Origin of the sequence: uncultured Pseudoteredinibacter sp., assembly GCF_947502065.1 — a bacterium.
Taxonomy (GTDB): Bacteria; Pseudomonadota; Gammaproteobacteria; order Pseudomonadales; family Cellvibrionaceae; genus Pseudoteredinibacter.
This window is the reverse complement of the sequence record NZ_CANMYE010000001.1, coordinates 218,926-243,108: the sequence shown is the minus strand read 5'-3', so window position 1 is coordinate 243,108 and position 24,183 is coordinate 218,926. Positions and strand designations below refer to the sequence as shown.

Here is a 24,183-nt window from a genome sequence, read left to right as displayed (position 1 = left end):
GATTAATAGGATTTAATATGTCGCTTTCAAGTAAGCCCTGGCCTGCACTATGCGCCATTTTTTGTAGTCTTTTATTGGGTGCTTGCGCCTCACATACAGTGAAGACAACTCGCTATGTTCAACTACAGCAAGAAACGGCTGAGATACCTGAAAGCCAGCTATTAGATGTTGGAGTCGAAATTCTAGATCCCAATTTAGAGCAAATTGAAGACGACGATGCCTTGGTTTTTGCAGAGGTTCGCAAAGCTGAATCACATTACATGGCGGGGCATATTCGTGATGCTATTCAGGCCAGCTCAGCTTGGGGCGCGGTGCGGCTCATTCCTGGCGCAGCAACCTTAGTCGATGTACAACTCAGTGGCCGAATTCTTCACTCCGATGGTGAAACCTTACAACTTGCCATTGATGTTAAAGATGTGACCGGCCAACATTGGTATAGCAAGGAATATAAAGCTATAGCTAGTCGCTATGCCTATCGTCGTGAAACTGCGAGCAAGGCAGACCCCTTCCAAACTATTTACCACCAGATATCCAACGATCTTTTACAATACCGCCAGCAGCTTGATGGCGAATACCTTCGCCGCGCCCGTCTAATCGGCGAGTTGCGTTTTGCCGAAAGCTTTGCACCCCAGTCTTTCGCTGGCCAGCTTCAGCAAGATAAAAAAGGTATTTACCAAATAGAACGCCTTCCCGCAGAAAACGACCCAATGCTAGAACGTATTAGAACAATTCGTGAGCGCGATCACTTATATGTCGACACCCTGCAGGACTTTTATGGTAGTTTTATTCAACAAATAGACAGTCCTTATAGAGATTGGCGCAAACAAACCTATCAAGAAGTTAAGAACTTACGAGAAGTCAAAGAGCAGGCTCGCAATCAAACCATTGCTGGAATTGTTTCCGTACTTGCGGGTATCGCCGCTGCAACGAGCAACAACCGTTCAGTAAGAACTGCTGGTGCTGTCGCCATTGGCGGCGGTGGCTTTTTGGTAAAAGAAGGCTTTGGTAAGCGGGCCGAAGCCGATATGCACAGTGAAACCATTCGCGAGCTCGGAGATTCACTAGAGGCCGCTATTCAACCACAGGTTATCGAGCTGGAAGATAGAACGATTACCCTTAGCGGCTCAGTGCAACAGCAGTATCAACAGTGGCGACAAATCCTACGTGAACTTTATGAAGTGGAAAATGGTCAATTAAGCCTCTAAGAAGCCCAACGCCAAATTAAGCCGCTAACTAAGAATTTGAGATATTCATTAAAACAATGCCAAACAAAGCAGAACAAACCTTCGCCAGCTTAGCACCCACTCAAGAGCCAGGGGTTTTAAAACAAAAGCGTTTTCTAATACCTGTCTTGAGCATTTTGGCAATAGTATTGCTAAGCGTCGTGTTTTGGCTGCCCAGTATGGTTAAAGAGCCGTCTGCAGAAACAATAAACCCACAAATCAATGCTAGCCCAGCATCAGCAAACAAGCCTATTCAGCAGTCCCCATGGCAAGATGCTCAATTGGGCAAACAGCGCCGCGCCGCCCAAGACATACTTGCCAAACTGCTTCAGAGTCAAGAAGCTCTTGAACAGCAGGCGGTTGAACAATGGGCTGAGCAAGATTTTCAAAGCGCTGTAGATTTCGCTCAATCTGGTGATCAACTCTATCGCCAACAAAGTTTCGAGCAAGCCATGGGGCAATATCAGGCCGCTTTAAAAGCAATGGAAGATCTACTAGGACAAGTCGACGATGTTTATCAACAATACATGGACTTGGCCAAGCAAAATTTGCGTGAACAAAAGCTAACACAGGCCAAAGAACAAGCAACCTTAGCCAGCAAACTCAAAACCAGTTTAGCGAGCAACTTAGATGATGCCCAAAAGCTGCTCAAACGAATAGATATTGCTGATGAAGTCAACGACCTAATACGCAAGGGCAAGCGGTTCGAACGCCAACAAGATTGGCCAAATGCCGAAAAACTCTATCAACAAGCCCTACAACTTGATCCCGAAAGTGAAGTCGCCAGTGAAGCCGCACAACGCATGGCCAGTGCGACTACGGAGCAGCAGTACTCACAAGCAATGAGCAATGGTTATTCAGCCTTGGAAAACAAGCAGTACAAAACGGCCGAAAACTGGTTCAGTAAAGCCCAAAAATTAAAGCTTGGAGATAGCTCGGCTAAATCAGCTTTGAGTGAAACCAAGACTGCTCGACTACAGGCATCAATACAAAGCCATTTAAACCGCGCTGAAAAAGCGGCCCAAGATGAAGACTGGCAGCGCTCGGTGGAGCAATATCAGAAAGTACAATCAATGGCACCTGCCGAAGTGAGTGCAAGGGTCGGTTTAATCAAAGCCAAAGCCCGCTTGGGTATTGATCAAAGATTTAAAGCCATTCTTGAGCAACCGAGCACCTTACAAGACCAGCAAATAAGACGGCGAGCGCAAGAGCTTATCGAAGAGGCCAGTCAACTTAAAAGCAATGATGACAATCTTAATCGCCAAATAGCCGAGTTAAAAGTAGCATTGATTAAATCCCAAACTCCGGTGGAGATAACCCTGCAGTCCGATGGGCACACCCAGGTTAGCCTATTACGGCATAAACGCTTAGGCTTATTTTCAGAGCTTCAAATGGATCTACCACCCGGCAGCTACACGCTACTAGGACAGCGAAAAGGCTATCGAGATGTACGAATAAACTTTGAGGTCGAACTTAACAAGGACATTCCGCCACTTCAGGTGGCTTGTCAGGAATTGATTTAACATATAACTGGGCGCAATCAAGGTATTTACTGGTGATCTGCTTGTAAATACCGCGCTGTTTGAGTTTTTTTAAACCTCGATTAAAGGCATCACGCCAGCTATCGCGCAAAAAACCGACATGGTATTGGTTCACCGGTAATAGATCATGGCTGCGTATTTTCTGCGACATGGCTTCTTGGGGAGATTTATTATAGTAATATTGAAAAATGTGCTTATCCATGACGACTAGCTGAGTGCGCTCTTTTAGCAACATGGATACCTGCTTTGCTTGATTATGATGCTCTTGGTATAGCTGATTACCTTTTACCAAATCACTAAAGTGATCACCAAGATAATGTTGAGCGTTTTGAAAAGCGACTAAAGATTTGCCTTTAATATCATTAATAGAATTCAGCGTGATATCGAACTTATCAAGGCTGAAGAAGGCATTTTGGTAACTGATATGAGAATCCGAAAGATAAACATGCTCTAAAGGTAGATCGGGGCTCAGGGTCAGCGCGCCATCCGCCTGGGCAGCATTTAAAGCACGAGGAATTCTGGCCAGTGGCATTCGCTTGGGGATTACACGATAACCCTCGATCGCCAAGGCCATACGAACCAGTTCAAGCTCTAAACCCTGCTCATTATCAGGACAGATATACGGTGGCATTGCCTGCCCCACTAGCAAGGTGAGATCTTTAGTGGTTTCAGCGCGAATTGAAGTACTGGATAGAACACTAGCAAGCGTGGCTAGCACAAGGCATATGCAATTGATTAACTTATTCTCATTAAACAATGGCATCTGGGCCTCCAGCCAGCTGACGGTAAATAGAAATATTTTAATGTTTAAATGCAACTTTATGCCTTTGCAGCTAACAAATAAAGTCATCTTCGACCAATAGTTAGCTTATTTAAAGCGAGACAAAGATTTGAGCGACCAAAACGCACAGGCCAACGCCGCCAAAGAGTTATTTAAACCTATACAAAAGCAAGGGCGCTTTAGCCGTAAAAAGCAGCTATTAATTGCGGCTTTCTTTATCTTAACCGCCCTAATAGCTTGGTTTATTAGTGCAGCGAGCGCAGTGTTAATTCGACCAACGCCCGCTTTTGCCCAAACTCAGATTGGATATTGGTTAAAACTGCCTTTTGGCCAGGATGTATTGATGTTGCCTGGAAAATACACGGTGAGTGCCACTGCGCCCGGCTATCATCCCTACGAAGATAGCTTCGAGCTTGGCGATGATAGCTTAGAGCTCAACATCAATATGAAAAAGTTGCCAGGTCAACTTAAACTAAATGCCAAAGACGGCTGGACGCAACAAGCAATTAACGATGAGCTGAAGAGCACCTTAATCCAGTTAAGCCCGTTAAAAGAGAGCTACTCAGCAACAACAGATTTCCCAAGTGTAGAAGCAGGCCAATACCAATTGCGTGTTGAACACCCTTTGTATCTCCCCCTAGAGCAAAACATTGAAATCACCGGAATGGGCAAAAGCCAAGAGCAAGAGCTTGTACTACAAGCCGACTATGGCTTGATCCATATTTCTCACAAAAACCCTGGGGCTCAACTGCGAGTCAATGAAAAAGAAGAAAACCTTAGCGAGGAAAAAATCGCTCTGGCTGTGGGTGATTACGATGTATGTTTAGAACAGGAAGGCTACAAAAGCCAATGCCATTGGGTAGAGCTGGACGCAAAACAAGAACTGGCCGTTGATTTCGCTGAACTACTGCCAGCCGATGCCAGCTTGACTTTGAGTTCAACACCTAGCGCTGCCAATGTGCTTGTCAACGGCCAGTTCCAGGGGCAAACTCCAATCACCCTAGCCCTTAGCCCCGGGGAAGCTCAAAGCATTAAGCTCTATAAAGATGGCTATCAACGTTTCAGCAAAACCGTGACGCTAAAAGAGAAGGAGCAACAAACATTACAAGCCTCTCTATTACCGGTTTTAGGCAAAGTGAGCTTGAAGCTTTTCCCCAGTAGTACAAAAGTTTTCTTAAACAATAAAACCTTAAAGCTAAACAAGGGCGTCATCAATTTGGCCAGTCATCCACAAACTCTTCGCTTTGAGGCTCCTGGCTATGCTAGCCAGAGCCATCGAATAACACCAAGTCAAAACAGGCCACTGCAACTCGATATTCAATTGCTCACTTTGGCCGAGCAAAAGTTTGCGAATCTAAAACCAGTGTACCGCAACAGCAATGGCGAACAACTTAAACTATTTAAGCCCAAACACAGTTTTACCATGGGTGCGTCCAGGCGTGAGCAAGGGCGACGCGCCAATGAAAGTCAGCGTAAGGTTAAATTAAATAGAGCTTTTTATTTGGCCACCCATGAAGTGAGCAATAAAGCCTTTCGTCAATTTAAAAGCAGCCATAACTCAAACCACAGTAAGGGCGTCAGCTTAAACAATGATAAATATCCTGTAGCCAATATTAGCTGGCAAGATGCAGCCCTATACTGCAATTGGCTGTCCCAGAAGGAGAAATTAAAACCGTTTTATAAAGTGCAACAAGGCAAAGTCAGCGGCTTCGATGAAAGCGCCAATGGCTATCGCTTACCAACAGAAGCGGAATGGGCCTGGATTGCACGATATAATGCCGGAAAAATGAAAAAATACGCTTGGGGCGATCGAATGCAGCACTCTGCCAGCAAAGCGAGCTATGCAGGTAATTATGCGGATCGCTCTGCGGCCACTCAAGTTGGCAGCATACTCAATAACTATGATGACGGCTTTGCGGCCAGTGCACCAAGCGGAAAATTCCCTGCCAATAAGCACGGAATTTATGATCTAGGTGGCAACATGGCCGAATGGGTACATGATGTTTATGGCATCAGCACGGGCCTAAATAAGACTGAACTAGAAAACCCTATGGGTAAACAAAGCGGCCAACACTATGTTATTCGAGGCCCTAACTGGACCAGCGGGACAATGAGTGACTTACGCTTGGCCTTCCGTGACTATGGCAATGCAGGCAAACGCCATGTTGGCTTTAGAATTGCTCGTAATGCACTTTAGCAGCAAATGATGGGTCAAACGAAAAAGCAACAATGAAACCATATTTAAAGAACAGCAACGAGTAAAGCTAATGTTTAATACCACCAGAACTGTATGCATACTGCTGTTGAGCTTAGCCCTAGCAAGCCTTGCCCAGAGCCAGGATTCTCAAAAAGTGGAAGGCAAGCTACAAAAGCAAGAAAAACAGAGCGCTAAAACCGAAAAGCAAGCCGTAAAAAACAAAGACAAAGCCAGCAAAGCGGCCAAGGGCGCTAGAAATGAGCAGGTATTTAAACCGACAGAAGAGATATCTGAAGATCTACCAGTCGCCTTCCCTGTCGATATCTAAATTTAGTCAGTCAGTAAAACAGAAATTAACAGCGTTAAACAACAACAGGACAAACCAAATGCGCAGAAATGGTTCTGAATTTTTATTTCAGCTTTTTGCTTTAATCATTGCCAGCATTATCGTGCACGCTATTTTCGTCACCGTTATTCGTCCGAATGCCGACGCCATACTGCAGGCCCAAGCCGCCATGCAAGCCAGCGGTCAGACCGTCGTCGTAGAGCGTTCACTCTATGTGGTACTGCGCGATTACGAACAGGAAGCCTGTTTTATTTTGATGCTCTGGGCCATGTCCATCATGGCTTTTAAAGCCTGGCAAGGCCGAAAGGAGCGGCAATTTTTACAGTTGGATCTATTGGGCATTAGCGAAAATAGCGCCATTCGCGTAGAGGACTGTGATCGTCTTATTGCTCCACTACAGCAACTTCCAGAAGAACAACAACGCTTCCTGTTGCCAAGGGCACTACTGCAAGCTTTACGTCGTTTTGGCTCCAGTCATACCATGGCCGATGCGGCAACTGCCGTAAAGGAAGCCTGCACCACCGAATCAGACCGCTTGGATTCGGAACTGGCCATGGTTCGCTATATTGCCTGGGCCATTCCTTCCATTGGATTTATCGGTACCGTACGAGGCATTGGCGAGGCGCTTAGCCAGGCCCATAAAGCCGTCGAAGGTGATATTGTCGGCGTAACTGTTAGCCTTGGTGTAGCTTTTAACTCAACGTTTATCGCGCTGGTAATTAGTATCATCATCATGTTTTTTACGCATCAGTTACAGCTCATGCAAGAACGCCTGGTGTTAGATACTCAAGATTACGCCGATACACATTTGCTACGTAATTTACAACTTGGCCAACGTGAGCAGTAGGCAATTAATTCAGCATGGCTCGTAAACGCAAGTTCACTACTTTTAATTTATCCTTCTTGGATATTATGTCCTGCGGTTTTGGCGCGGTGGCGCTGATTTTTCTAATCATCAAACATGATATGGATCGACGTCAGCTGGAAAACCCAAACGAGCTCAGCGCCGAAGTCAATATGCTCAATGAAGATATACAGGCTGCCAAGGCCTTACAGGTTAGAGCCCGCAACAGTCTATCGGATGTTGACCAGCAACTGCTGGAAGCCCAGGGTTTAGCGCGACAAGTCAATGAAGATATTAAAGCTACCCGTACTCGCCTTGCGGACATTGGCAGTGCCGATAAAAACACGCTTGAAGAACTCAAACAGGAAATTCAGAATCTGCAGCTAAGAAAGTCCGAGCTTGAAGAAGAAAATAAGCGCGGCAACGATTTACGGGAAATTACCGGCCAAGGTAATCGGCAATATTTAACAGGCTTAAAACTCGGCGGCCAGCGCATTGTGATTTTACTGGATGCATCCGCCAGTATGCTGGATGAAACCATTGTTAACGTTATTCGTCGTCGCAATATGAGCCCAGAGCAACAACGCGCAGCCGCCAAATGGCAACGCGCGGTTGCTACCGTGGAGTGGTTAATCGCCAAATTTCCAGTTAACAGCCAGTACCAAATTTATACCTTCAATACTGAGGTGAGTCCATTAATTGCCAACACTAAAGGACAGTGGCTCGATGTCAGTAATCGTCGCCAACTACAACAAGGGCTCGATGCACTTGATCAGCTCACCCCCAAAAACGGCACCAGCTTAATCAGAGCCTTTGAAAGTCTATCCAGCTTTCAACAGCTTCCTGACAATGTCTTTTTAATTACCGATGGTTTGCCAACTCAAGGTAAACAAGCACCACGCAAGAAAACGGTAGATGGCAATGAACGTATGCGCTTATACAATCGCGCGGTGAACGCTCTTCCCAGAGGCCTACCGATCAATATCATTTTGGCACCGATGGAAGGCGACACCATGGCTGCGGCCGCTTATTGGCAACTCGCCCATCGCAGCAAAGGTTCTTTTATGAGCCCATCAAAGGATTGGCCATGAGCAATTCAAGAAAACGCGAGCGCCAAGGCGACGATTTTAACGTTTCCTTTCTAGACGTAATCTGCTGTGGTTTTGGTGCTATTGTCTTGCTACTAATGATCACCAAGAGCTCTTTGCCTGGAGCACTTGAAGTCAGTGATGTTCAACAGCAAGGGCAGCTGAAAAGATTGCAGCAAGAGCTCTTTGAGATTCGCGGGGAGACCCGTATTTTAAATCGTGAGCTCACCGCCAAGACCGAACAACTTGATGATGAAACTCTGCGTTTGGCTATTTTAAAATCTAGACGCCAGCAACTGCAGAGTGAACTGACCGAGCTCGCGAATGCCTCTGCCGCCGATGATAAAATTCGCGCCCGTCTGCAACTCGCACTGCAGGATCTCAATGAAGAGATGGAGCGCCTTTTGGGGCGCAGTCACTCGGCTAAAAATAGTCTAGTTGGTGGTATCCCGGTCGACAGTGAATACATTATTTTTATTATCGATACCTCAGGCAGTATGTTTAATTATGCCTGGCCTAGGGTTATGGACGAGATAATCGCCACTTTGAATATTTACCCGAAAGTAAAAGGGATCCAGGTAATGAACGATATGGGGAACTATATGTTCAGCAGCTATCGCGGACAATGGATACCCGACTCCCCTTCACGGCGCAAAGCGATTATTAAACGCATGCGAACTTGGAATCCTTTTAGTAATTCCAGCCCAGTCGAAGGCATTCAAGGTGCGATCCGCCAATATTATGCACAGGATAAAAAAATCAGCCTCTATGTGTTTGGTGATGACTTTTCTGGTGGTTCGATTCGTCGAGTCATTAAAACAGTTGAACGCCTAAACGCTAGTGATAACAAGGGTGAGAGGCGTGTTCGCATTCACGCTGTAGGCTTCCCTGTTTTGCTTGCAGAGGCGGCACCGGCAGAACAACAAAGCGCCTATCGATTCGCGGCCTTAATGCGCGAGCTAAGCTACCAAAATGGCGGCACCTTTGTAGGATTAAATGATTATCGATAATACTTTGCTTTAAGATTTTGCAGCATCGTCTTAAATGAAGATGTCACGACCGTCAGTTGATGAATAAATCATGACAGGCCAGACAGGAAAAGCGAATTGTGCTATTAATGTGTAATCGGGCTATACAATAATAGAAAGAGTCTAATATGAAAAAACAGCTCAGCCGATCATTACTGATGCTAAGCAGTCTGATTTTAGCAGCTTGCTCCAGCCAACTTACGGTAAAAGGCCAGTTCCCGAGCCCTTTAACAACCGCTATGCCATTGCATGGCGCGGCCTACTACAGCCCAGAATTAATCTCGCACAGCTATGCAGAAGACGACGAAGATCGCGTCAAATGGAATATTCAAACAGGTGCCGCACAACAGGAATTTTTCGACAGCCTACTCCCTGCGCTCTTTCAACAGTGGGCGGGCCACAGCCCAGACCCCGAAGGTGAAGCCTTCAAATTACCTGGGGTCGACATTATTGTTAAACCAACACTAAGCGACTTCCAATACAGCTTACCTCGAGAAACCCGCAGTAAAATTTTTGAGGTTTGGATTAAGTACAATATGCAACTTTACCAAAACGACGGTCAACTCCTGGCCGATTGGTTTATTACCGCCTATGGCAAAACCCCATCTGGTTTTATGCAATCAGATGAAGCGGCAATGAATGAAGCCATAATAGTCGCGCTACGCGACCTCGGGGCCAATCTCACTGTGAATTTTTCTCGCGTACCAGAATTACAAGACTGGATGGGTAAGCGTGACTCAAGTGTTCAGCAACAATCTGCTGATCGAGGAGGAGTGCAAAATGAGACACCCTAGTTATCTATTGGCTTGCCTTTACCTACTTAGCTTAAGCGCTTGCACATCGGTTACCATCGATGAATATCAGCGAGCAGAAGCCAGTCTGGCCAGCGGAGATCGCATCGTACTGCTTGGTCGTAGGCACTCCCCAGATTATGAAACTGAGCCCGACCTGATCAATTGTGTTGGCAAAGTAATCAGCGCCAATCAAAGTGGAATTTCAGTCATCCCTGAAAAACAGTTTGTCGATGAGCTCTATCCTTGGTTCGAACCTCGTATGGCACCGATGCGTCCTGAGCGACTTGAGTATTTGATGAAACAGCCCCAGGTAAGAGAGAAAATCGAAGATCTCAAGCTGCGCTACGTCATTTGGATTGATGGCAGCACCCAACAGACCGGCTCAGCAGGCTCTGTTGGTTGTGCTGTTGGCCCTGGAGGAGGCGGTTGTTTTGGCTTTGGAACCTGGGATGACAAATCAGATTACGAGGCCGAAGTATGGGATTATCAAAAACAGGACCTAGTGGCCAAAGTCAGTGCCGACGCCAAAGGAACCAGTTATATGCCCGCGCTTGTGGTGCCTATCCCCCTGCTTGCAAGGGTGCAAAGTAATGCCTGTAAAGGCTTAGGGGCTCAACTTCGAGAAATTTTCGTTCCAGATTCTTCCGCTAACGCAGGAGCATAAGGTTCATGTCCAAATCTATTTTTTACAAACTTAGCTTAAGCCTATTACTCGTCGGCGTACTACTGCAAATAACATCTTGTTCGGTTAATCCAGCGACGGGCTCTCCAGATGTGGTGTTTCGCTCTGAGTCTTCCGAGATAAAAAAAGGCCAAGAAGTACACGATAAGCTTTTACAAAGCACGCCTTTATACCAAGATGAAAAACTAAATCGCTATGTCAATGAAGTTGGCCAAAAACTGGCCGCCGTCAGCGATCGCCCAGAACTCAACTATCAGTTTTTTATTGTGGATAGCCCCGATGTAAATGCTTTTGCGGTACCCGGCGGTTTTGTGTACATAAATCGCGGCTTGATTGCCTACCTTGAAAACGAAGCGCAGTTAGCTGCAATCCTTGGCCATGAAATTGCCCATGTAACAGCGCGTCATTCAGTGCGGCAAGAAAGCGCGGCCACCGGTGCAAAAACCCTATCCATCTTAACCGCCATTCTCACCCGTAGCGCAGAAGTTGGCGAGGCTACCGGCTTGTACGCCAGTGCGGCAGTAAAAGGCTATGGCCGCGATATGGAGCTAGAAGCTGATGGCCTAGGCGCAAAATACCTTAGCGCTGTCGGCTACCCTGCTAAAGCTATGTACGAGGTTATTGCAATCCTAAAAGACCATGAGGTCTATCAAAAACGTTTAGCGCGTGCCTCAGGTCGCAAAGCCACGGCTTACCACGGAGTGTTTTCTAGCCACCCACGCAATGACAAGCGCCTGCAAAAGCTCATCAATGTTGCCGAAGCGGATCAAGGCGAGCGTAAGACCAGTGCTTTTCGCCAAGCGGTAAACGGTATGGTGTTTGGACACAATAGCGAAGCAACCGTCGGTAAGCTCAGCCAGCAAGACGAGTCATCATCTGAACAGGAAAAAGAGCAACGCTATCGCCACAACAGCCTTGGCTTTAGCTTTGCCTACCCGGCCGGCTGGGATGTAAAACAAGGCAGCAAAAGTATCAACGTCAATAACCCTGAAGGCCAGACTGTGCTAAGCGTAGGTATCAATAAATTTTCAGGCACGGCGGTAGAAGAATGGTTGCGTAAACATTACCAGGTAAAGCTGCTGCGACAATCTGAGCCTTTATATTTAAAAGGCTTATCGGGCCATACCGGAATCATCGACGATAACAACAAAGGCCAGCAAAGAATCGCCGCCATTGCTCGTGGACGCCTCATGTACACCTTAAGCAGCAAATGGCAATCTCCAAAGTTAAAAGGCGAGTTCGATAGCCAAGTAATGGATATTATCAGTAGCTTCCGCCCAGAGCGCCGTCAGCTGGCCCAAAAGGGTAATAAAACCCTGCATTTTGTAAAAGCTAACCATCGTACTCGTTTTGAAGATTTAGCCCGCCAGGCTCGTTTAGGGCGCAATGGCGCCGACTTACTTCGCATCATTAATGGTTACTACCCTTCAGGCGAACCTCGCCCGGGCGAGGTTATAAAAATCATTCAATAAAAGCATATCTGTAAGCGGTCGTTTTAAAGGGCAGCTCCAACGCCATTATTCAGTGGTGCACCAAGCAAAAGGGCGTAATATGTAAAACAATTCACCCTTTTCAGGCTAGCATCAAACAAGCGTTTGAATTTATACTTGAGCCCGTCCCTCAAGGCTAAAGCCTTGGTGGTCATTGTGGTTAGCGATAAACCACATTGGCCCAGGCACCGCGATGAAAATAAAATGGAGCATCCCATGCAAAGCACGATGATGAATATGCCGCTAAACATCACTTCTGTGATGAACTTTGCGGACAAAGTTTACCCAAATGTCGAAGTGGTCTCAGTAACCGCTGATAACCCTCGCCACCGCTATACCTATAAAGACGCCTTTGCCCGCGTACGCAAACTCGCCAATGCATTAGAGAAGATTGGCGCCAAGCAAGGCGACGTCATCGGCACCTTGGCCTGGAATGACTACCGTCACCTAGAGCTGTATTACGCGATCTCTTGTTCTGGCATGGTTTGCCACACCGTGAACCCGCGTTTATTTGATGAGCAGATCGACTACATTATTAATCACGCTGAAGATCAGTGGGTATTTATCGATGTGGCCTTTGTTGGCACTATGGAGCGCTTACAAGATCAGCTGAGCGGCGTAAAAGGCTATGTTGTGCTTACCGACGAAGCCCATATGCCAGAAACCAGCCTGCGCAATGTACATTGCTACGAAACTTTGCTGGAAGGCGAATCCGATAGCTTTGATTGGCCAGAGCTGGATGAGAATTCGGCATCGGCGATTTGTTATACCTCAGGTACAACTGGTAACCCTAAAGGTGTGGTCTATAGCCACCGCTCTACCGTTTTGCATTGCTATGCCAGCTCACTGCCTGATGCCTTCTGTTTATCACGTAATGACGTGACCATGCCTATCGTGCCTATGTTCCACGTTAATGGCTGGGGCTTGGTTTACTCTGCCCCGATGGCAGGTGTGAAATTGGTAATGCCTGGTCCTAAGATGGGTGACGGCGAAACCTTATGCGACTTAATCAACTCTGAGAGCATTACTTGCTCGGCAGGCGTTCCAACCGTTTGGCTAGCGCTACTACAGTATCTAGAGAAAACTGGCAAAACCGTCGATACGCTGAATCGTGTAACCGTTGGTGGCTCAGCTTGCCCACTATCCATCTTCGATGCCTTCCGCGAACAGTACAATGTTACCGTGCAGCACGCTTGGGGTATGACGGAAATGAGCCCACTTGGAACCTATAACCGTGTTGCTGAAGATGCCCATGAAAACATGAGCAAAGAAGAGTTCGATACCCATCGCCTGCGTCAAGGCCGCCCGATTTATGGGGTAGATCTACGTATTGTTGATCCAGATGGCAATGAACTGCCTTGGGACGGAGAATCTTCCGGCGCGGTACAAGTGCGTGGCCCATTTATTACCGAGCGCTACCATAAGCTTGACACTGGCGGCGCTGAAGACGGCTGGTTTGAAACCGGTGATGTATCCTTTATGGATGAAAACTCACTGATGCAAATTACCGATCGCACCAAAGACGTGATTAAATCTGGCGGCGAGTGGATTTCTTCTATCGAGCTGGAAAACTGTGCGGTAGATAACCCTAAGATTGCCGAAGCGGCGGTTATTGGTGTGTCTCATCCGAAATGGACCGAGCGCCCTCTGCTGTTAGCCATCGTTAAAGAAGGCGAAGAAATCAGTAAAGAGGAAATGCTAGACTGGTTTGAAGGTAAAGTTGCCAAATGGTGGATTCCTGCAGACTGCGTGTTCGTTGAACAATTGCCTCATACCGCAACAGGTAAACTGAGCAAGAAAGATTTACGCGACGAGTACCAAAACTTTCAGTGGAGCGATGTGTAAAGCCTCTTCCACGAAAATAAAAAATGCGGGCCTTAATGGCCCGTTTTTTTGTGGCCTGTTTTAAATTGTTAAATTCACCGCTACCCTTATTTATTAATGGATTGAATTATTTGCTAATTGCTATAAATTGGCAGCAGGAAGCACAATAGCGAGGCAGGCCATTGGCCAATCAGAATACACAGTGGCGTAAATTTCGCGTTATCGGCGTTGTCGAGCAAGGGCGCGTAGTTCCTAATGTACGACATCTCAATCAAAGCGATACCCGCTGGTATGCCCTGCTCGCTTTAGACATAGATCCCGCCATTCAGATAAAAGTACCAGCTTATCTTATTGACGAAAATGCACGCTTTGAAGGCTCCATTGTCGAAGCCGCCTATATAGATGGTCAGCTTCGTGGCCGCTATGTTTTACCGATAGCCAATTAAAGAAAAAGCGCTGACTGTCTCAGCCAGCAGCCATTCCTCTTTTTACTCAATCATTGAGTACCAAAGTTAATAACAGCTATTAAGTCCAGTTACCCGCCACATCAACCTGGTTTGGCTCCATAAACCAAGGATAGTAATCACGCGGATCATCAAAGCCATTCACAAAGCGCTGAGCCATAGCTTCGTCATCGCCACAGGCTGCCAAAACCTGTACCATTTTTTCGGTGGGCGGCAGCAATAAAGCATTGGTCCAAGACACAACCCACTGTGCGTAACTCCAATACTTATCGAAGGTTTTTAACATCCACTTTTCATCAAAGGGCTGATCAGCATTGGCCAAAATACTGGCTAAGTGAACGGCGACGCATTTGCTGGCATTATTCGAACCTTGCCCGGTAATAGGGTCATTCAAACAAACCGTATCAGCTATGCCATAGGCAATTCGACCGGATGGTAAGCGACCAATTGGATTACGAATGGTAGGGGGGAAGCGCCCAGCGAGAATACCGTTATCATCCGTTAGTTCGATATCTTTAATGCGCTCCATATCTTGCGGAACAAACTCTGCGATAATATCCTTGCTGATCTGCAAGTGTTGGTCAGGTGAATCTACGCCTTGCCAACAATCCATAGGGCCACCTGGTACACCTTCAAACACCATGATATCGCATGGGCCGCTGGTCGTTAGCGCAGGAAAGGTAAAATACTCACCCACCCCAGGAATAAGATTAAAGTCTACCGCCGAGAAATCTTCACGTGCTTTCATACCTTTTACGTAGGTCAAGCCTAAAGCACGCATAGGTTTATCGAAAGATGAACGCACCGCATCGCGTTCAAACATTTTGCCAATATCACCTTTACCCGAAGCGACCAGCAACAAATCACACTCAGCCGACAAACGATCTAAGTCAGCCACATCCACTTCATCGATCACTAGTTCACCGCCACGATCTGTGAAGGTTTTCATCCATACTGGCATTTTTACGCGCTGATCCACCGATTGGGCTGGTTTATCTAAACGGTGCTGCCAAGCAATAGGGGTGTCTTTAATTTTAAAACCAATACCATCTACCCAAGGACAATCGTCATCAAAGAAATTCAAACCAAGATCGCGCTCGTTTTGTAAAGCCATATCAAACATGCACTGGCTAGAAAGCACCCGGCCGGCAGCAACTTCTTCTGCCGTCTTATTGGTGATAAGCTTCACCTCGTAGCCATGTTTCAGCAATCCAATACCCAACTGCAAACCGCTTTGGCCAGCGCCAATAATCGTTATTTTTCTCATCACTTTATCCTCTATGTTACGGCTAAGAAGCGCTTATACACACTCTTCCACCGCGCTTATTTCCACGCTTATTTTTATTTAACGTGTCGCCGAGCGCGAAAACTATGCGGCTTACGCAGCACCTGTACAAGCCGCGCATAAATCCCTAATCGCCGCTAAATATCGGTTCTTTGAAAGCTGGAGTCGGGTTATGTTAGAGCGGTAAAAATAACAACAACGAGTGAGGAACCTTCTATGCACAGCAGTGACTACATCATCATTGGCAGCGGCATGAATTCATTAGTTTGCGCAGCACTGCTGGCCAAAGCTGGGTATTCTGTAATTGTGTTAGAGCGAAACGATCATTTTGGTGGCTGCATTAAAACCGAAGAAATAAGTCTGCCTGGTTTTAAACACGAAGTGTTTTCAGCGGTACATCCATTAGTAGTTTCCTCACCAGCCTATGCCGAATTAGGAGAAGACTTACATCGCCTAGGGCTAGAGTATTGCAATAACGATAGCCCTACCGGCGTCGTACTTCCAAATGGGGACAGCTTGGTACTGCAACGTGACCGCCAAAAGAACATCGACGCTATGAATGAGCTTAGCCCTGGCGACGGTGATCGCTACCAGGCCGCCATGCAAGATTTAGAGCACAAAGCCGAATTGGTTTTTGGCTTGCTAGGCTCTTCACTATGGAGCTTCGCAACCGTAAAACTGTTACTAAAATACACTTGGAAACTTGGACTGCAAGGCATTCTAAACTTTGCAGCTGATGCAATGGCCAATACCCGTAGCTGGCTGGAGCGTGATTTTAAATCCCCACTATCACGTGCCATGCTAGCACCGTGGGTGCTACATGCGGGCCTCGGTCCAGAATCTTCGTTTTCCGGTTTAATGAACCAAGTGATGGCCTTTAGTATTGAGCAAACCGGCAACCCCGTCGTTAAAGGGGGCAACCAAGGTATTGTTGATGCCTACAAAGCTCTTATCGAAGAAAATGGCGGCAAGCTTATTGCACAACAAGATATCAGTGAAATTATTGTTGAAAACAATAAAGCTACTGCGGTAATTAGCAAAGATGGGACCCGCTTTGCCGCCAACAAAGGCGTAATCGCCAATGTGACACCCACTGCTTTATACGGCCAGCTCTTACCACAAGCCAGCATCCCGACTGAAGTAAAGCAGCAAGCAAAAGACTATCGCTACGGTCGCGGCATGATGATGATCCACATCGCCATGGATGAACCGGCCCAATGGCAAGATCCCCAAATAAAAGATGTGGTTATGCTTCACGTCACCCCGGGTTTAGATGCGGTATCTAAAGCCGTTACCGAAGCCGATTGTGGGTTATTACCTGATAAATCCACCATTGTCGTATGCCAACCGGTAGCTCTTGATCAGAGCCGAGCGCCAGATGGCAAGTGGATTTTATGGATTCAATTACAGGAAATTCCTCAACTTATCAAAGGTGATGTTCGAGCCGAAATTGAATGCCCTGCTGATGGACAATGGAACGAAGATATTCGAGAAACCTATGCTGATCGGGTGATTGAACAGCTGAGTGAAAATATTCTTAACCTGAAAAGCGCCACACTAAAACGTGTGGTTTACTCACCCAAAGATTTGGAAAACGCCAATATTAATTTATTGCACGGCGATGCCTATTCTGGCGTCTGCAGCTTGGATCAGTTTTTGTTTTGGCGCCCATTAAAAGCCCTTAAAAACCACCAAACGCCAGTAAGTAATGTTTATCACATTGGAGCATCCACACACCCAGGGCCTGGACTTGGTGGCGGCTCAGGTTATTTGGTCGCAAAATCTATTACGGGATAAACAAAAAAAGCCCCGCTAGGGAAACCTAAGCAGGGCTTTTAGCTCGTAAACTAAATCTTACAGAGAGCGAACATCGCCGCTACCATTATCTTTAACAGAAACCTTAGGCGATCCTTTGTAACGAATATCACCACTTCCAGAAACGGCTGCATTAAGCTCTTCAGTCGCATGCAATACAATATCACCCGAACCATTTACTCTAGCTTGAGCATTGCGCGCTTCCAGTGAGCGCGCATCGATATCGCCGCTACCATTAACTTTAATACGCAGATCTTTCGTTCGACCATCAACTACGATATCGCCGCTACCATTAACCTCAAGCTCAAGGTTACTCACTTCAATATCGTCAAGTGCAATATCACCAGAGCCATATACCCGAGCAGCAAAGTCACGCATATGCTCAGCGCCGTCTAACTCGATATCGCCAGAGCCGTATACTTTCACCGTGTCCAACTCAGGTACTTCGATATCAATCTTGGTGCCCAGTTTAGTGCGGTAGCTTTTATCGTTAGAGATTACCAAGGTATCGCCCTTGATGGTGAAGCTGACGTTGCTGAGCAGGTTATCGTCTGTAGTAAGGGTAATCTGCTGGGACTTACCAAGGCTGATCTGAACATCAGCGGAGGAGTTTAAGCGCAGATTTTCGAAACTGCCGATATCAATACTCTGGGTAGATTTCACACCAGAACCCTTAATCCGACCTGAGCTGTACGACCAATCACCGTCACCATCTTCCAGGTCCAAATGAATATGACAGGCCGATAATGAAGCGGTGGCTAGAGCAATGGCGGCAAGCTTAGTGTAAGAACGTAGGTTCATAATGTGTGTCTCGATATCTTATTGTGTTGGTTACAAACTTAGACGAGCACTTTTCTGAAAAGGGTTACATCACGCTAAAAATTATTTACTTTACATGTAACACTAAGATATAAGCAGACAACAGCTAATAACCTTTAGTAACTAAAGGAAATCTTGGCTATTCAAAAAACGCAGACATTATTCAAAACCTCCCAAAAACCACGATTTCTATGCGCTAGCATCTGGTCAGGGCCAGTTTGGATGGGTATATTCAGTGAAAAGCACCCTGCTAAAAGCAGTGTTGTAAAGAGTGCCTTAGACAATAATAAGACGGCTGCCGAGATGATGATTCTGCCCAAACACCAGTTATTTCACTCCGATAACCTCGACTTTGTACGAGCCGAAGTGGCCAAGGTCTATTGTGACCATAAGCTGGGCTTGGCTCGAGGTAGCCGCTTAAACGCTCAGCATCACCATGCCAAAATGAGTGACATCTCCCTCAACTACATGCGATACGGCAATGAGGTAGAGATAGAACCTGGCGAACTCGATCGCTTCTTTCTCATTCAGTTGCCCCTAAGCGGCTGGGCCGAGATTAATTCAGGTAAACAAAGCGCCATCTCCACTGAGCATTGCGCGTCTATCCCCTCGCCTAATAAACACCTTTCTATGCGCTGGAGCGAAGACTGCGAACAGTTAATGGTTCAGATTCCGAGGCAAGCCATCGAACAAAAGCTATCAGCAATAATCTCACGGCCGCTTAATCAGCCTTTAGAGTTTGATTTGCTAATGCAGGGTGACCAGCCTAAGGTTCGAGCTTGGTGGCGCCTGATCGACTATATGCTGACCGAATTTGAATCGATATGCCCTATTACCAATAGCCCGGGTGCTGAGCATATGGAGCAATTGATTATTACTCAGCTACTGCACGCCCAGCGCCACAACTATAGTGATGCGCTACAGGCCAAAGGCCAGTCCATAGCCCCGGCCCATGTTAAAAAAGCTGAAGAATACATACGCAACCACATTACCCAGGCGATCACTATTGATGATTTAGTGCAGGAAACGGGCGTCAGCCCACGCTCTTTACACGAAGGCTTTCGTAAATTTCGCGGCCAAAGCCCGCTTAGCTACTTACGGGCGCTGCGCTTAGAGCACGCTCGTAAAGACTTACTGGCCGCCAATGGTAATAGTGTCACAAACATTGCGACGCGCTGGGGTTTCACTCAACTTGGTCGCTTTTCAGTGACGTATAAAGAGGTGTATGGGGAATCCCCTTCAGAAACATTTAAAAAAGCAATGTATTAAAACAAAAAAAGCGACCCATAAATGGGCCGCTAAACGGGCGCTAGAGAAAGTTTCTATAGATTATTGATGTTGGCAATACTTTGCCCACTGACTCCAGTACTGTGAATACTGGGTGCTGCTTGGTAGCAGCTCTACCCAAGACCCACTGACTACCTCATAAACAACGTTACCATCCAGCATCAAATCACCAACTGCCGAATGATCATAAAAGGTTGCGTTTGACCAAGGCTTGCGATGCCAAACACCATTCTTGTTATAGCTATTGGCAACAATTCCGCCTATATCAGAAGGGTTTAAGCTCAAGCCCAGAGCACTGCACATTGGTAGCTCACCGCCACTGCTGCCATCTGCGTCATTAACCGTTACGGTATTCGAAACCGATTGTACGATCTCGCTGGCGCTTGAATCATAGCCCCTGAGCTGAACCGAGTAGCTACCGGCATTGCCAAAAGCATGACTAAATTCAAAGGGACTGGTTTGATCTTCATCACCAACAGCAAGCCCATCAATAAAGAGTTTGACCGAATCTACTTGATCAGCATTCTGTCCCGTTAAGTTCCCTGCGATTGAGAACTGCTCATTTTTCTCGACAACGGTTGACGATAAACTCAGGTCGAGCTGAATATCCAAATCCGTCACCGTGAAAGAATGAGCAAGAGAAGAACTCAACCCTTCGGTATCTGTTGCCACCACCGATAAGTCAAAATTGCCCAATTCAGTGGCCGGCCAAGTGTAAGAAAAGGACGCATCACTAGTATCCATATCGCTATAGCTAGACAATAATTGCCCGCCTTGTTCGACACGAAATGTCACCGACTCTAAACCACTATCAGCATCATTGGCCGAAACACTGATATTTAGCGAATTACCCAACATAACGGAAGTGTCTACGGGGCTTTGCCAGTTAATACTGGGCTTATTATTTCCCGCTTGCGAGTCACCTACTGCCGCTTCCAACTTGCTAGCAACCGCCCAGGTATATAAGGCAGCCGCTTGTTGATAGCCCATGGCTTCCATATTGACCCAGTTTTTCGAATACTCATAAAAAACCGAGCCCGCCGTATTAAACTCATCGCGCTTCTCTTTTTCTTCCAGAGAAACAGGGGTCATGCCATTAATTGCTTGCGAATCGTAATCAGCTTTGGAAGCCGGCCCCTGTGAAACTGCCCCGACGGTAGGCAGGTCCAGCTTGGTATAAATCCAGTTATAGTATTTTTCTAAGCGATCCTCTGGTTCAACGGATTCACTGTGCACCATTGAAACTCCCCAGTTATTTCGCCCTAAGGTATAGTCCAACACGTTGTACAACATATTGGATTTAGGGTCGATTTGGGCCACTGAAGAATCACCGCTATTATCCAGCAGTGCGCCTAATGCGGCATACGGTGCGGCAATTAAGTGGTTCCCCAAAGAGCTCCAAACAATCTGCTGAGGCAAACCAAATAAATTGTTTGCAGAATCTAAACCACTGCCCTTGCGGTCGCTATAACGCCGAAAGCTATCAATCTCTGATTTAAATTGATTGTTGGCTTGCTGTAACTGCGCCAAACGATAGTGCAGCGAAATATTCACATTGCTCCAGGACGCCCAAGCCGCTACGCCGGCTTTCTGAGCAAGTGCATTAGCATTTGAAAGCGCATTGGCTTGACCGTTATTTAAGCGATAGTATTCAACTGCACCCAAGCCGAGATTATCATAGGTACTTTTCTGATTGGCTGCATCACTGCGGCGATAAAGCCCTGGTAATTCAGGTGAGCAGTACACACTGTCATTGTAAAAATTGTTGGTAATATTACTCGTTTCTAAACTGGCATAGGAATAATCGACACAAGACGTGCCTTTTTGAACACCATCGGTAATGGCATCTGTGCCCGTTGAAGTTTCATAGGAGTGCGCACTGGCTATTAAAATACCCTCTTTGGTTTGACCATTTTTGGTATTTTGATCAAATAAACGCTGATAGAGCGCATCAGCTTTGGCCCGGTAATAATTGGCATCTTCGGTATAACCCGCTTCTTCAAACACTTTCGCGCCCAGCGATAAGGCAGCTAAAGTCAGCCCCATATGACTAGGGGATAAGGCGCTTAAGATGGGACGCTTAGCGGCGATTTGTTCCGCAGATTCGGAGTCTGCCAATAAATGGCGTGTTCCATCATAAATCGGTAATCGCTTACCTTCATTATTTAAGTCTTCATTCAAATGATCACGCTGATCACCGACTTGCACGACAAATTCATCGGGACGACTAAGGTCATAGGTTCTGGCCAAAAAATCCAAGCCGAATTTTGCCTCGTCTAGAATAATGGGCGCATCGCGGCCAGTATTAGCGGCACCAGAATGAATAATACCTTCATATCCGTCATAGTAATGGCTAGAAGCCAAACTGTGCTGATTAAAAAGCTCACTGTTAGTCTCATAAGCGCGCAGCATATAGTAAGCGGCATGAGCAATGGTTAGGGTGAATTTAATATAATCACCTGCATCGTACCAACCGCCACTGACATCAAAGCTTGCAACACTGCTATCTTCGCCCCATAGCGCATTACCCGCTATGTTATTCGCACCTTGTTCAGCAATATAATTGGGGTGCGAGCTGCCTACATCTCGTAATTTATATACAGGTAAGGCGGCCGTTTGATCAAAGTAATGGGGCTTTAAGGCCAGCTCTTTTTGCTCTTCACTTAGGGATTCGTTAGCGTTTAAGACTCCCAATTGCGGCCCACTATCAGTTGAATAAGTTAACGCATCACGCATCGCATCGCGATAGGCTTTAATGGGGTTTTGCATACCACTGCGACGGGAGCTGATATGCACTAACATCTCAGCGACAATATCACCGTAAGGATCGACTACAACCTCAAAAGAGGCATTTTCATCCTCATGGTTCTCCCCTTCGATGCTTAGCTCGTAGCTTCCCTCAACATTGGCTTGCTGGCGCAGATCCAGGTGATAGCTATATTGCATGGGTGAATGGTGATCACTTTTATCAGCAACTTTCATATCATCAGTAATCGCGCCCGAAGCAACTTGCTCACCATCTCGTGTCAAAACCCACTGGGCGGCCTGCTCATCAGAGCTTAGGTTTTTATCACTCATAATCACGATATTCTTCGGCCTATCCGGTGAATAGCCCGCCAGGTTATAGCGAAAATGGACATCGTGAACAGCTGAAGCAGAGGCCATCTGCGACAACATAGAAAGACCTATTGCCGTAGCTATTTTCGTTTTTCTAAACATCAGGGTTTCCTTTTTTCTTCGTTATTGTTATGAACTCCCCAACAAATAAAGCTCATATTTATTGAAGCAGTTCTGCGCTAAATAATGGTTACTTAATTAATAGTAACTATTGTTTTCATGGCAAATTAAACAAAAACAATGCATTGAAAAATCCCAATCAATGTTAGAAAAGTGCCAGAACGAAAGCCGTCGATTCCGGGAGACGTATCGATTGTTCTCTTTAGTTTCAAAGTGCAAGCTTCGCACTTGGGATTTAAAACTAAGAATTCGCAGCCTGCTCAACTGGGCACTTATATGTTTTTCAGGGGAAGAAATTATAAATTTGGAAGTTTCTAGAGCTTCAACTTATAAGTAGCCGCTCCATCGCGATCAGCCTGAGCAAAGAAATATTGGCATAAGAGGCATTAAGAGGCAGTTCATACTTCAAATGCGTCCTACTGTATTCCTCATTGGCCTAGACTTTTTTTGGGACTGAACGCCATAAGTCTGTTTCATTAGACTGCAAACAAGCACAAAAAAACCCGCTAAGAGCGGGTTTGACAAACTGTCACAATAAGCACATTGACTTTCAATTCATTTCGAAATCCCTACGACATATGGGTTTTACGGAGCTTTATTTAGCAGCTTCCACTGCGCGCATCATTGCCACCATACAGGACTCAGCCGCTTCAGGGCCAAGCGCCGAGTAACCGCCGTCGACCGGAAGTTCTGCTCCGGTAATAAAAGAAGCTAAATCAGAACATAGGAACAATACCGCATCAGCAACCTCTTCAGCTTCTACTACACGTCCTAGAGGTTGATAGTTTGCACATACCTGATCTGCAATATCACGATTATTTTCGGTTAATCCCGCAACCGGAACACTCCAAGTGATGCCCGCCATAATGGTATTCGCTCGAATTTTATCTTTGGCCAAATCCAAGGCCATATTGCGAGTCAGCTGATGGATGGCCGCTTTAGATACCGGGTAGGTCCAGCGATCTGCCTGAGCGATATTGGAGGAAATACTGCCAAAGTTAACAACCGCCGCGCCCTCGCTTTTACATAAATGCGGGTATGCTTCACGCACCAAAATCGCATGACCATTAATATTGGTATCGAAGGTATCACGCCACTGCTCACGGGTTGAATTCATGCCATCGTCGGCATATAAGGCCGCCACATTGATGATAAAATCAATTTGGCCAAAACTTTCAACAGTAGTGCTTACAAGCTTTCGAATATCACTATCTTGCTGTAGATCTGTCGCGGTAAATGCCGCCTGCTCACCCAGCTCTGCTGCCAAAGCCGTACCAACATCGGCGCTGCGCGCCGCTATCATTACTTTCACACCGGCATTAACCAAAGCACGACTTACAGCTTCACCAATACTCGCTGCCCCGCCGGTAACAATAGCCACCTTACCTTGTAGTCCACGCATAGTTCTTTCCTCATTATTCTAAATATATTTATCTAA

19 protein-coding genes are annotated in these 24,183 nt (G+C 46.4%); 14 read left to right on the top strand and 5 right to left on the bottom strand.

Features of this window, described 5'->3' with window-relative positions; all coding sequences use genetic code 11:
- Nucleotides 1–17: 17 nt before the first annotated feature.
- Nucleotides 18–1,205 (top strand): hypothetical protein, encoded by a 1,188-nt coding sequence (locus Q1A41_RS01025; protein ID WP_299973460.1) that lies wholly within the window; start codon nt 18–20, stop codon nt 1,203–1,205.
- A gap of 56 nt (nt 1,206–1,261) precedes the next feature.
- Complete coding sequence (locus Q1A41_RS01020; protein ID WP_299973457.1) at nt 1,262–2,746, top strand: hypothetical protein; 1,485 nt, start codon at nt 1,262–1,264, stop codon at nt 2,744–2,746.
- Here Q1A41_RS01020 and Q1A41_RS01015 read toward each other — a convergent pair.
- The gene (locus tag Q1A41_RS01015; protein WP_299973454.1) at nt 2,697–3,527 is read right to left on the bottom strand and encodes an ABC transporter substrate-binding protein; all 831 of its coding nucleotides are present in this window, start codon (nt 3,525–3,527) and stop codon (nt 2,697–2,699) included. The genes Q1A41_RS01020 and Q1A41_RS01015 overlap by 50 nt on opposite strands.
- 127 nt (nt 3,528–3,654) lie before the next feature.
- On the opposite strand from Q1A41_RS01015, the gene Q1A41_RS01010 reads away from it, so the two are divergent.
- From Q1A41_RS01010 to Q1A41_RS00965, 10 genes are all read left to right on the top strand, one after another.
- Nucleotides 3,655–5,742, top strand: a complete 2,088-nt coding sequence (locus tag Q1A41_RS01010; protein ID WP_299973451.1) for an SUMF1/EgtB/PvdO family nonheme iron enzyme — start codon at nt 3,655–3,657, stop codon at nt 5,740–5,742.
- 70 nt (nt 5,743–5,812) lie between these two features.
- Nucleotides 5,813–6,070: a hypothetical protein gene (locus Q1A41_RS01005; protein WP_299973448.1), complete on the top strand. Its 258-nt coding sequence runs from the start codon at nt 5,813–5,815 to the stop codon at nt 6,068–6,070.
- A gap of 58 nt (nt 6,071–6,128) precedes the next feature.
- Nucleotides 6,129–6,935, top strand: coding sequence for a MotA/TolQ/ExbB proton channel family protein (locus Q1A41_RS01000; RefSeq protein WP_299772788.1), 807 nt, complete (start codon nt 6,129–6,131; stop codon nt 6,933–6,935).
- A 14-nt stretch (nt 6,936–6,949) separates the two neighbouring features.
- Nucleotides 6,950–8,023 carry a VWA domain-containing protein gene (locus tag Q1A41_RS00995; RefSeq protein ID WP_299973445.1) on the top strand — a complete coding sequence of 358 codons (1,074 nt, stop codon included), beginning with the start codon at nt 6,950–6,952 and terminating at the stop codon, nt 8,021–8,023.
- Nucleotides 8,020–9,030 (top strand): VWA domain-containing protein, encoded by a 1,011-nt coding sequence (locus Q1A41_RS00990; protein WP_299973442.1) that lies wholly within the window; start codon nt 8,020–8,022, stop codon nt 9,028–9,030. Before Q1A41_RS00995 ends, Q1A41_RS00990 begins: the two co-directional genes overlap by 4 nt.
- Before the next feature lie 146 nt (nt 9,031–9,176).
- A complete protein-coding gene (locus tag Q1A41_RS00985; RefSeq protein WP_299973439.1) occupies nt 9,177–9,842 on the top strand; it encodes a hypothetical protein in 666 nt (221 codons plus the stop codon).
- On the top strand, nt 9,829–10,506 hold the full coding sequence (locus Q1A41_RS00980) for a hypothetical protein (RefSeq protein ID WP_299973436.1): 678 nt from the start codon (nt 9,829–9,831) through the stop codon (nt 10,504–10,506). The genes Q1A41_RS00985 and Q1A41_RS00980 overlap by 14 nt, the downstream gene beginning before the upstream one ends.
- A gap of 5 nt (nt 10,507–10,511) precedes the next feature.
- A complete protein-coding gene (locus Q1A41_RS00975) occupies nt 10,512–11,996 on the top strand; it encodes a M48 family metalloprotease (RefSeq protein WP_299973433.1) in 1,485 nt (494 codons plus the stop codon).
- Nucleotides 11,997–12,230: 234 nt separating this feature from the next.
- Entirely contained in the window at nt 12,231–13,859 is a 1,629-nt protein-coding gene (locus Q1A41_RS00970) for a long-chain-fatty-acid--CoA ligase (RefSeq protein ID WP_299973430.1), read from the top strand.
- Between the two features lie 161 nt (nt 13,860–14,020).
- The gene (locus tag Q1A41_RS00965) at nt 14,021–14,284 is read left to right on the top strand and encodes a hypothetical protein (RefSeq protein WP_299973427.1); all 264 of its coding nucleotides are present in this window, start codon (nt 14,021–14,023) and stop codon (nt 14,282–14,284) included.
- 79 nt (nt 14,285–14,363) lie between these two features.
- Here the strand turns inward: Q1A41_RS00965 and Q1A41_RS00960 are convergent, their stop codons facing one another.
- Nucleotides 14,364–15,569 carry a styrene monooxygenase/indole monooxygenase family protein gene (locus Q1A41_RS00960; protein ID WP_299973424.1) on the bottom strand — a complete coding sequence of 402 codons (1,206 nt, stop codon included), beginning with the start codon at nt 15,567–15,569 and terminating at the stop codon, nt 14,364–14,366.
- A gap of 234 nt (nt 15,570–15,803) precedes the next feature.
- Between Q1A41_RS00960 and Q1A41_RS00955 the strand changes: the two genes are divergently transcribed.
- Complete coding sequence (locus Q1A41_RS00955; RefSeq protein WP_299973421.1) at nt 15,804–17,384, top strand: NAD(P)/FAD-dependent oxidoreductase; 1,581 nt, start codon at nt 15,804–15,806, stop codon at nt 17,382–17,384.
- A 57-nt stretch (nt 17,385–17,441) separates the two neighbouring features.
- Here the strand turns inward: Q1A41_RS00955 and Q1A41_RS00950 are convergent, their stop codons facing one another.
- Complete coding sequence (locus tag Q1A41_RS00950; protein WP_299973418.1) at nt 17,442–18,203, bottom strand: head GIN domain-containing protein; 762 nt, start codon at nt 18,201–18,203, stop codon at nt 17,442–17,444.
- 240 nt (nt 18,204–18,443) lie between these two features.
- Between Q1A41_RS00950 and Q1A41_RS00945 the strand changes: the two genes are divergently transcribed.
- On the top strand, nt 18,444–19,490 hold the full coding sequence (locus tag Q1A41_RS00945; protein ID WP_299973415.1) for an AraC family transcriptional regulator: 1,047 nt from the start codon (nt 18,444–18,446) through the stop codon (nt 19,488–19,490).
- A gap of 60 nt (nt 19,491–19,550) precedes the next feature.
- On the opposite strand, the gene Q1A41_RS00940 is transcribed toward Q1A41_RS00945, so the two are convergent.
- Both Q1A41_RS00940 and Q1A41_RS00935 read right to left on the bottom strand, forming a co-directional pair.
- The gene (locus Q1A41_RS00940) at nt 19,551–22,727 is read right to left on the bottom strand and encodes a glycoside hydrolase family 9 protein (RefSeq protein WP_299973412.1); all 3,177 of its coding nucleotides are present in this window, start codon (nt 22,725–22,727) and stop codon (nt 19,551–19,553) included.
- A 613-nt stretch (nt 22,728–23,340) separates the two neighbouring features.
- Nucleotides 23,341–24,147, bottom strand: a complete 807-nt coding sequence (locus Q1A41_RS00935; RefSeq protein WP_299973407.1) for an SDR family oxidoreductase — start codon at nt 24,145–24,147, stop codon at nt 23,341–23,343.
- Nucleotides 24,148–24,183 lie beyond the last annotated feature (36 nt).

What these genes read in the sequence shown, in the direction of transcription:
- Q1A41_RS01025 (WP_299973460.1), top strand. Translation starts at nt 18, where the DNA reads ATGTCGCTTTCAAGTAAGCCCTGGCCTGCACTATGCGCCATTTTTTGT.
- Q1A41_RS01020 (WP_299973457.1), top strand. Translation starts at nt 1,262, where the DNA reads ATGCCAAACAAAGCAGAACAAACCTTCGCCAGCTTAGCACCCACTCAA.
- Q1A41_RS01015 (WP_299973454.1), bottom strand. Translation starts at nt 3,527, where the DNA reads ATGCCATTGTTTAATGAGAATAAGTTAATCAATTGCATATGCCTTGTG.
- Q1A41_RS01005 (WP_299973448.1), top strand. Translation starts at nt 5,813, where the DNA reads ATGTTTAATACCACCAGAACTGTATGCATACTGCTGTTGAGCTTAGCC.
- Q1A41_RS01000 (WP_299772788.1), top strand. Translation starts at nt 6,129, where the DNA reads ATGCGCAGAAATGGTTCTGAATTTTTATTTCAGCTTTTTGCTTTAATC.
- Q1A41_RS00995 (WP_299973445.1), top strand. Translation starts at nt 6,950, where the DNA reads ATGGCTCGTAAACGCAAGTTCACTACTTTTAATTTATCCTTCTTGGAT.
- Q1A41_RS00990 (WP_299973442.1), top strand. Translation starts at nt 8,020, where the DNA reads ATGAGCAATTCAAGAAAACGCGAGCGCCAAGGCGACGATTTTAACGTT.
- Q1A41_RS00985 (WP_299973439.1), top strand. Translation starts at nt 9,177, where the DNA reads ATGAAAAAACAGCTCAGCCGATCATTACTGATGCTAAGCAGTCTGATT.
- Q1A41_RS00980 (WP_299973436.1), top strand. Translation starts at nt 9,829, where the DNA reads ATGAGACACCCTAGTTATCTATTGGCTTGCCTTTACCTACTTAGCTTA.
- Q1A41_RS00975 (WP_299973433.1), top strand. Translation starts at nt 10,512, where the DNA reads ATGTCCAAATCTATTTTTTACAAACTTAGCTTAAGCCTATTACTCGTC.
- Q1A41_RS00970 (WP_299973430.1), top strand. Translation starts at nt 12,231, where the DNA reads ATGCAAAGCACGATGATGAATATGCCGCTAAACATCACTTCTGTGATG.
- Q1A41_RS00960 (WP_299973424.1), bottom strand. Translation starts at nt 15,569, where the DNA reads ATGAGAAAAATAACGATTATTGGCGCTGGCCAAAGCGGTTTGCAGTTG.
- Q1A41_RS00955 (WP_299973421.1), top strand. Translation starts at nt 15,804, where the DNA reads ATGCACAGCAGTGACTACATCATCATTGGCAGCGGCATGAATTCATTA.
- Q1A41_RS00950 (WP_299973418.1), bottom strand. Translation starts at nt 18,203, where the DNA reads ATGAACCTACGTTCTTACACTAAGCTTGCCGCCATTGCTCTAGCCACC.
- Q1A41_RS00945 (WP_299973415.1), top strand. Translation starts at nt 18,444, where the DNA reads ATGGGTATATTCAGTGAAAAGCACCCTGCTAAAAGCAGTGTTGTAAAG.
- Q1A41_RS00940 (WP_299973412.1), bottom strand. Translation starts at nt 22,727, where the DNA reads ATGTTTAGAAAAACGAAAATAGCTACGGCAATAGGTCTTTCTATGTTG.
- Q1A41_RS00935 (WP_299973407.1), bottom strand. Translation starts at nt 24,147, where the DNA reads ATGCGTGGACTACAAGGTAAGGTGGCTATTGTTACCGGCGGGGCAGCG.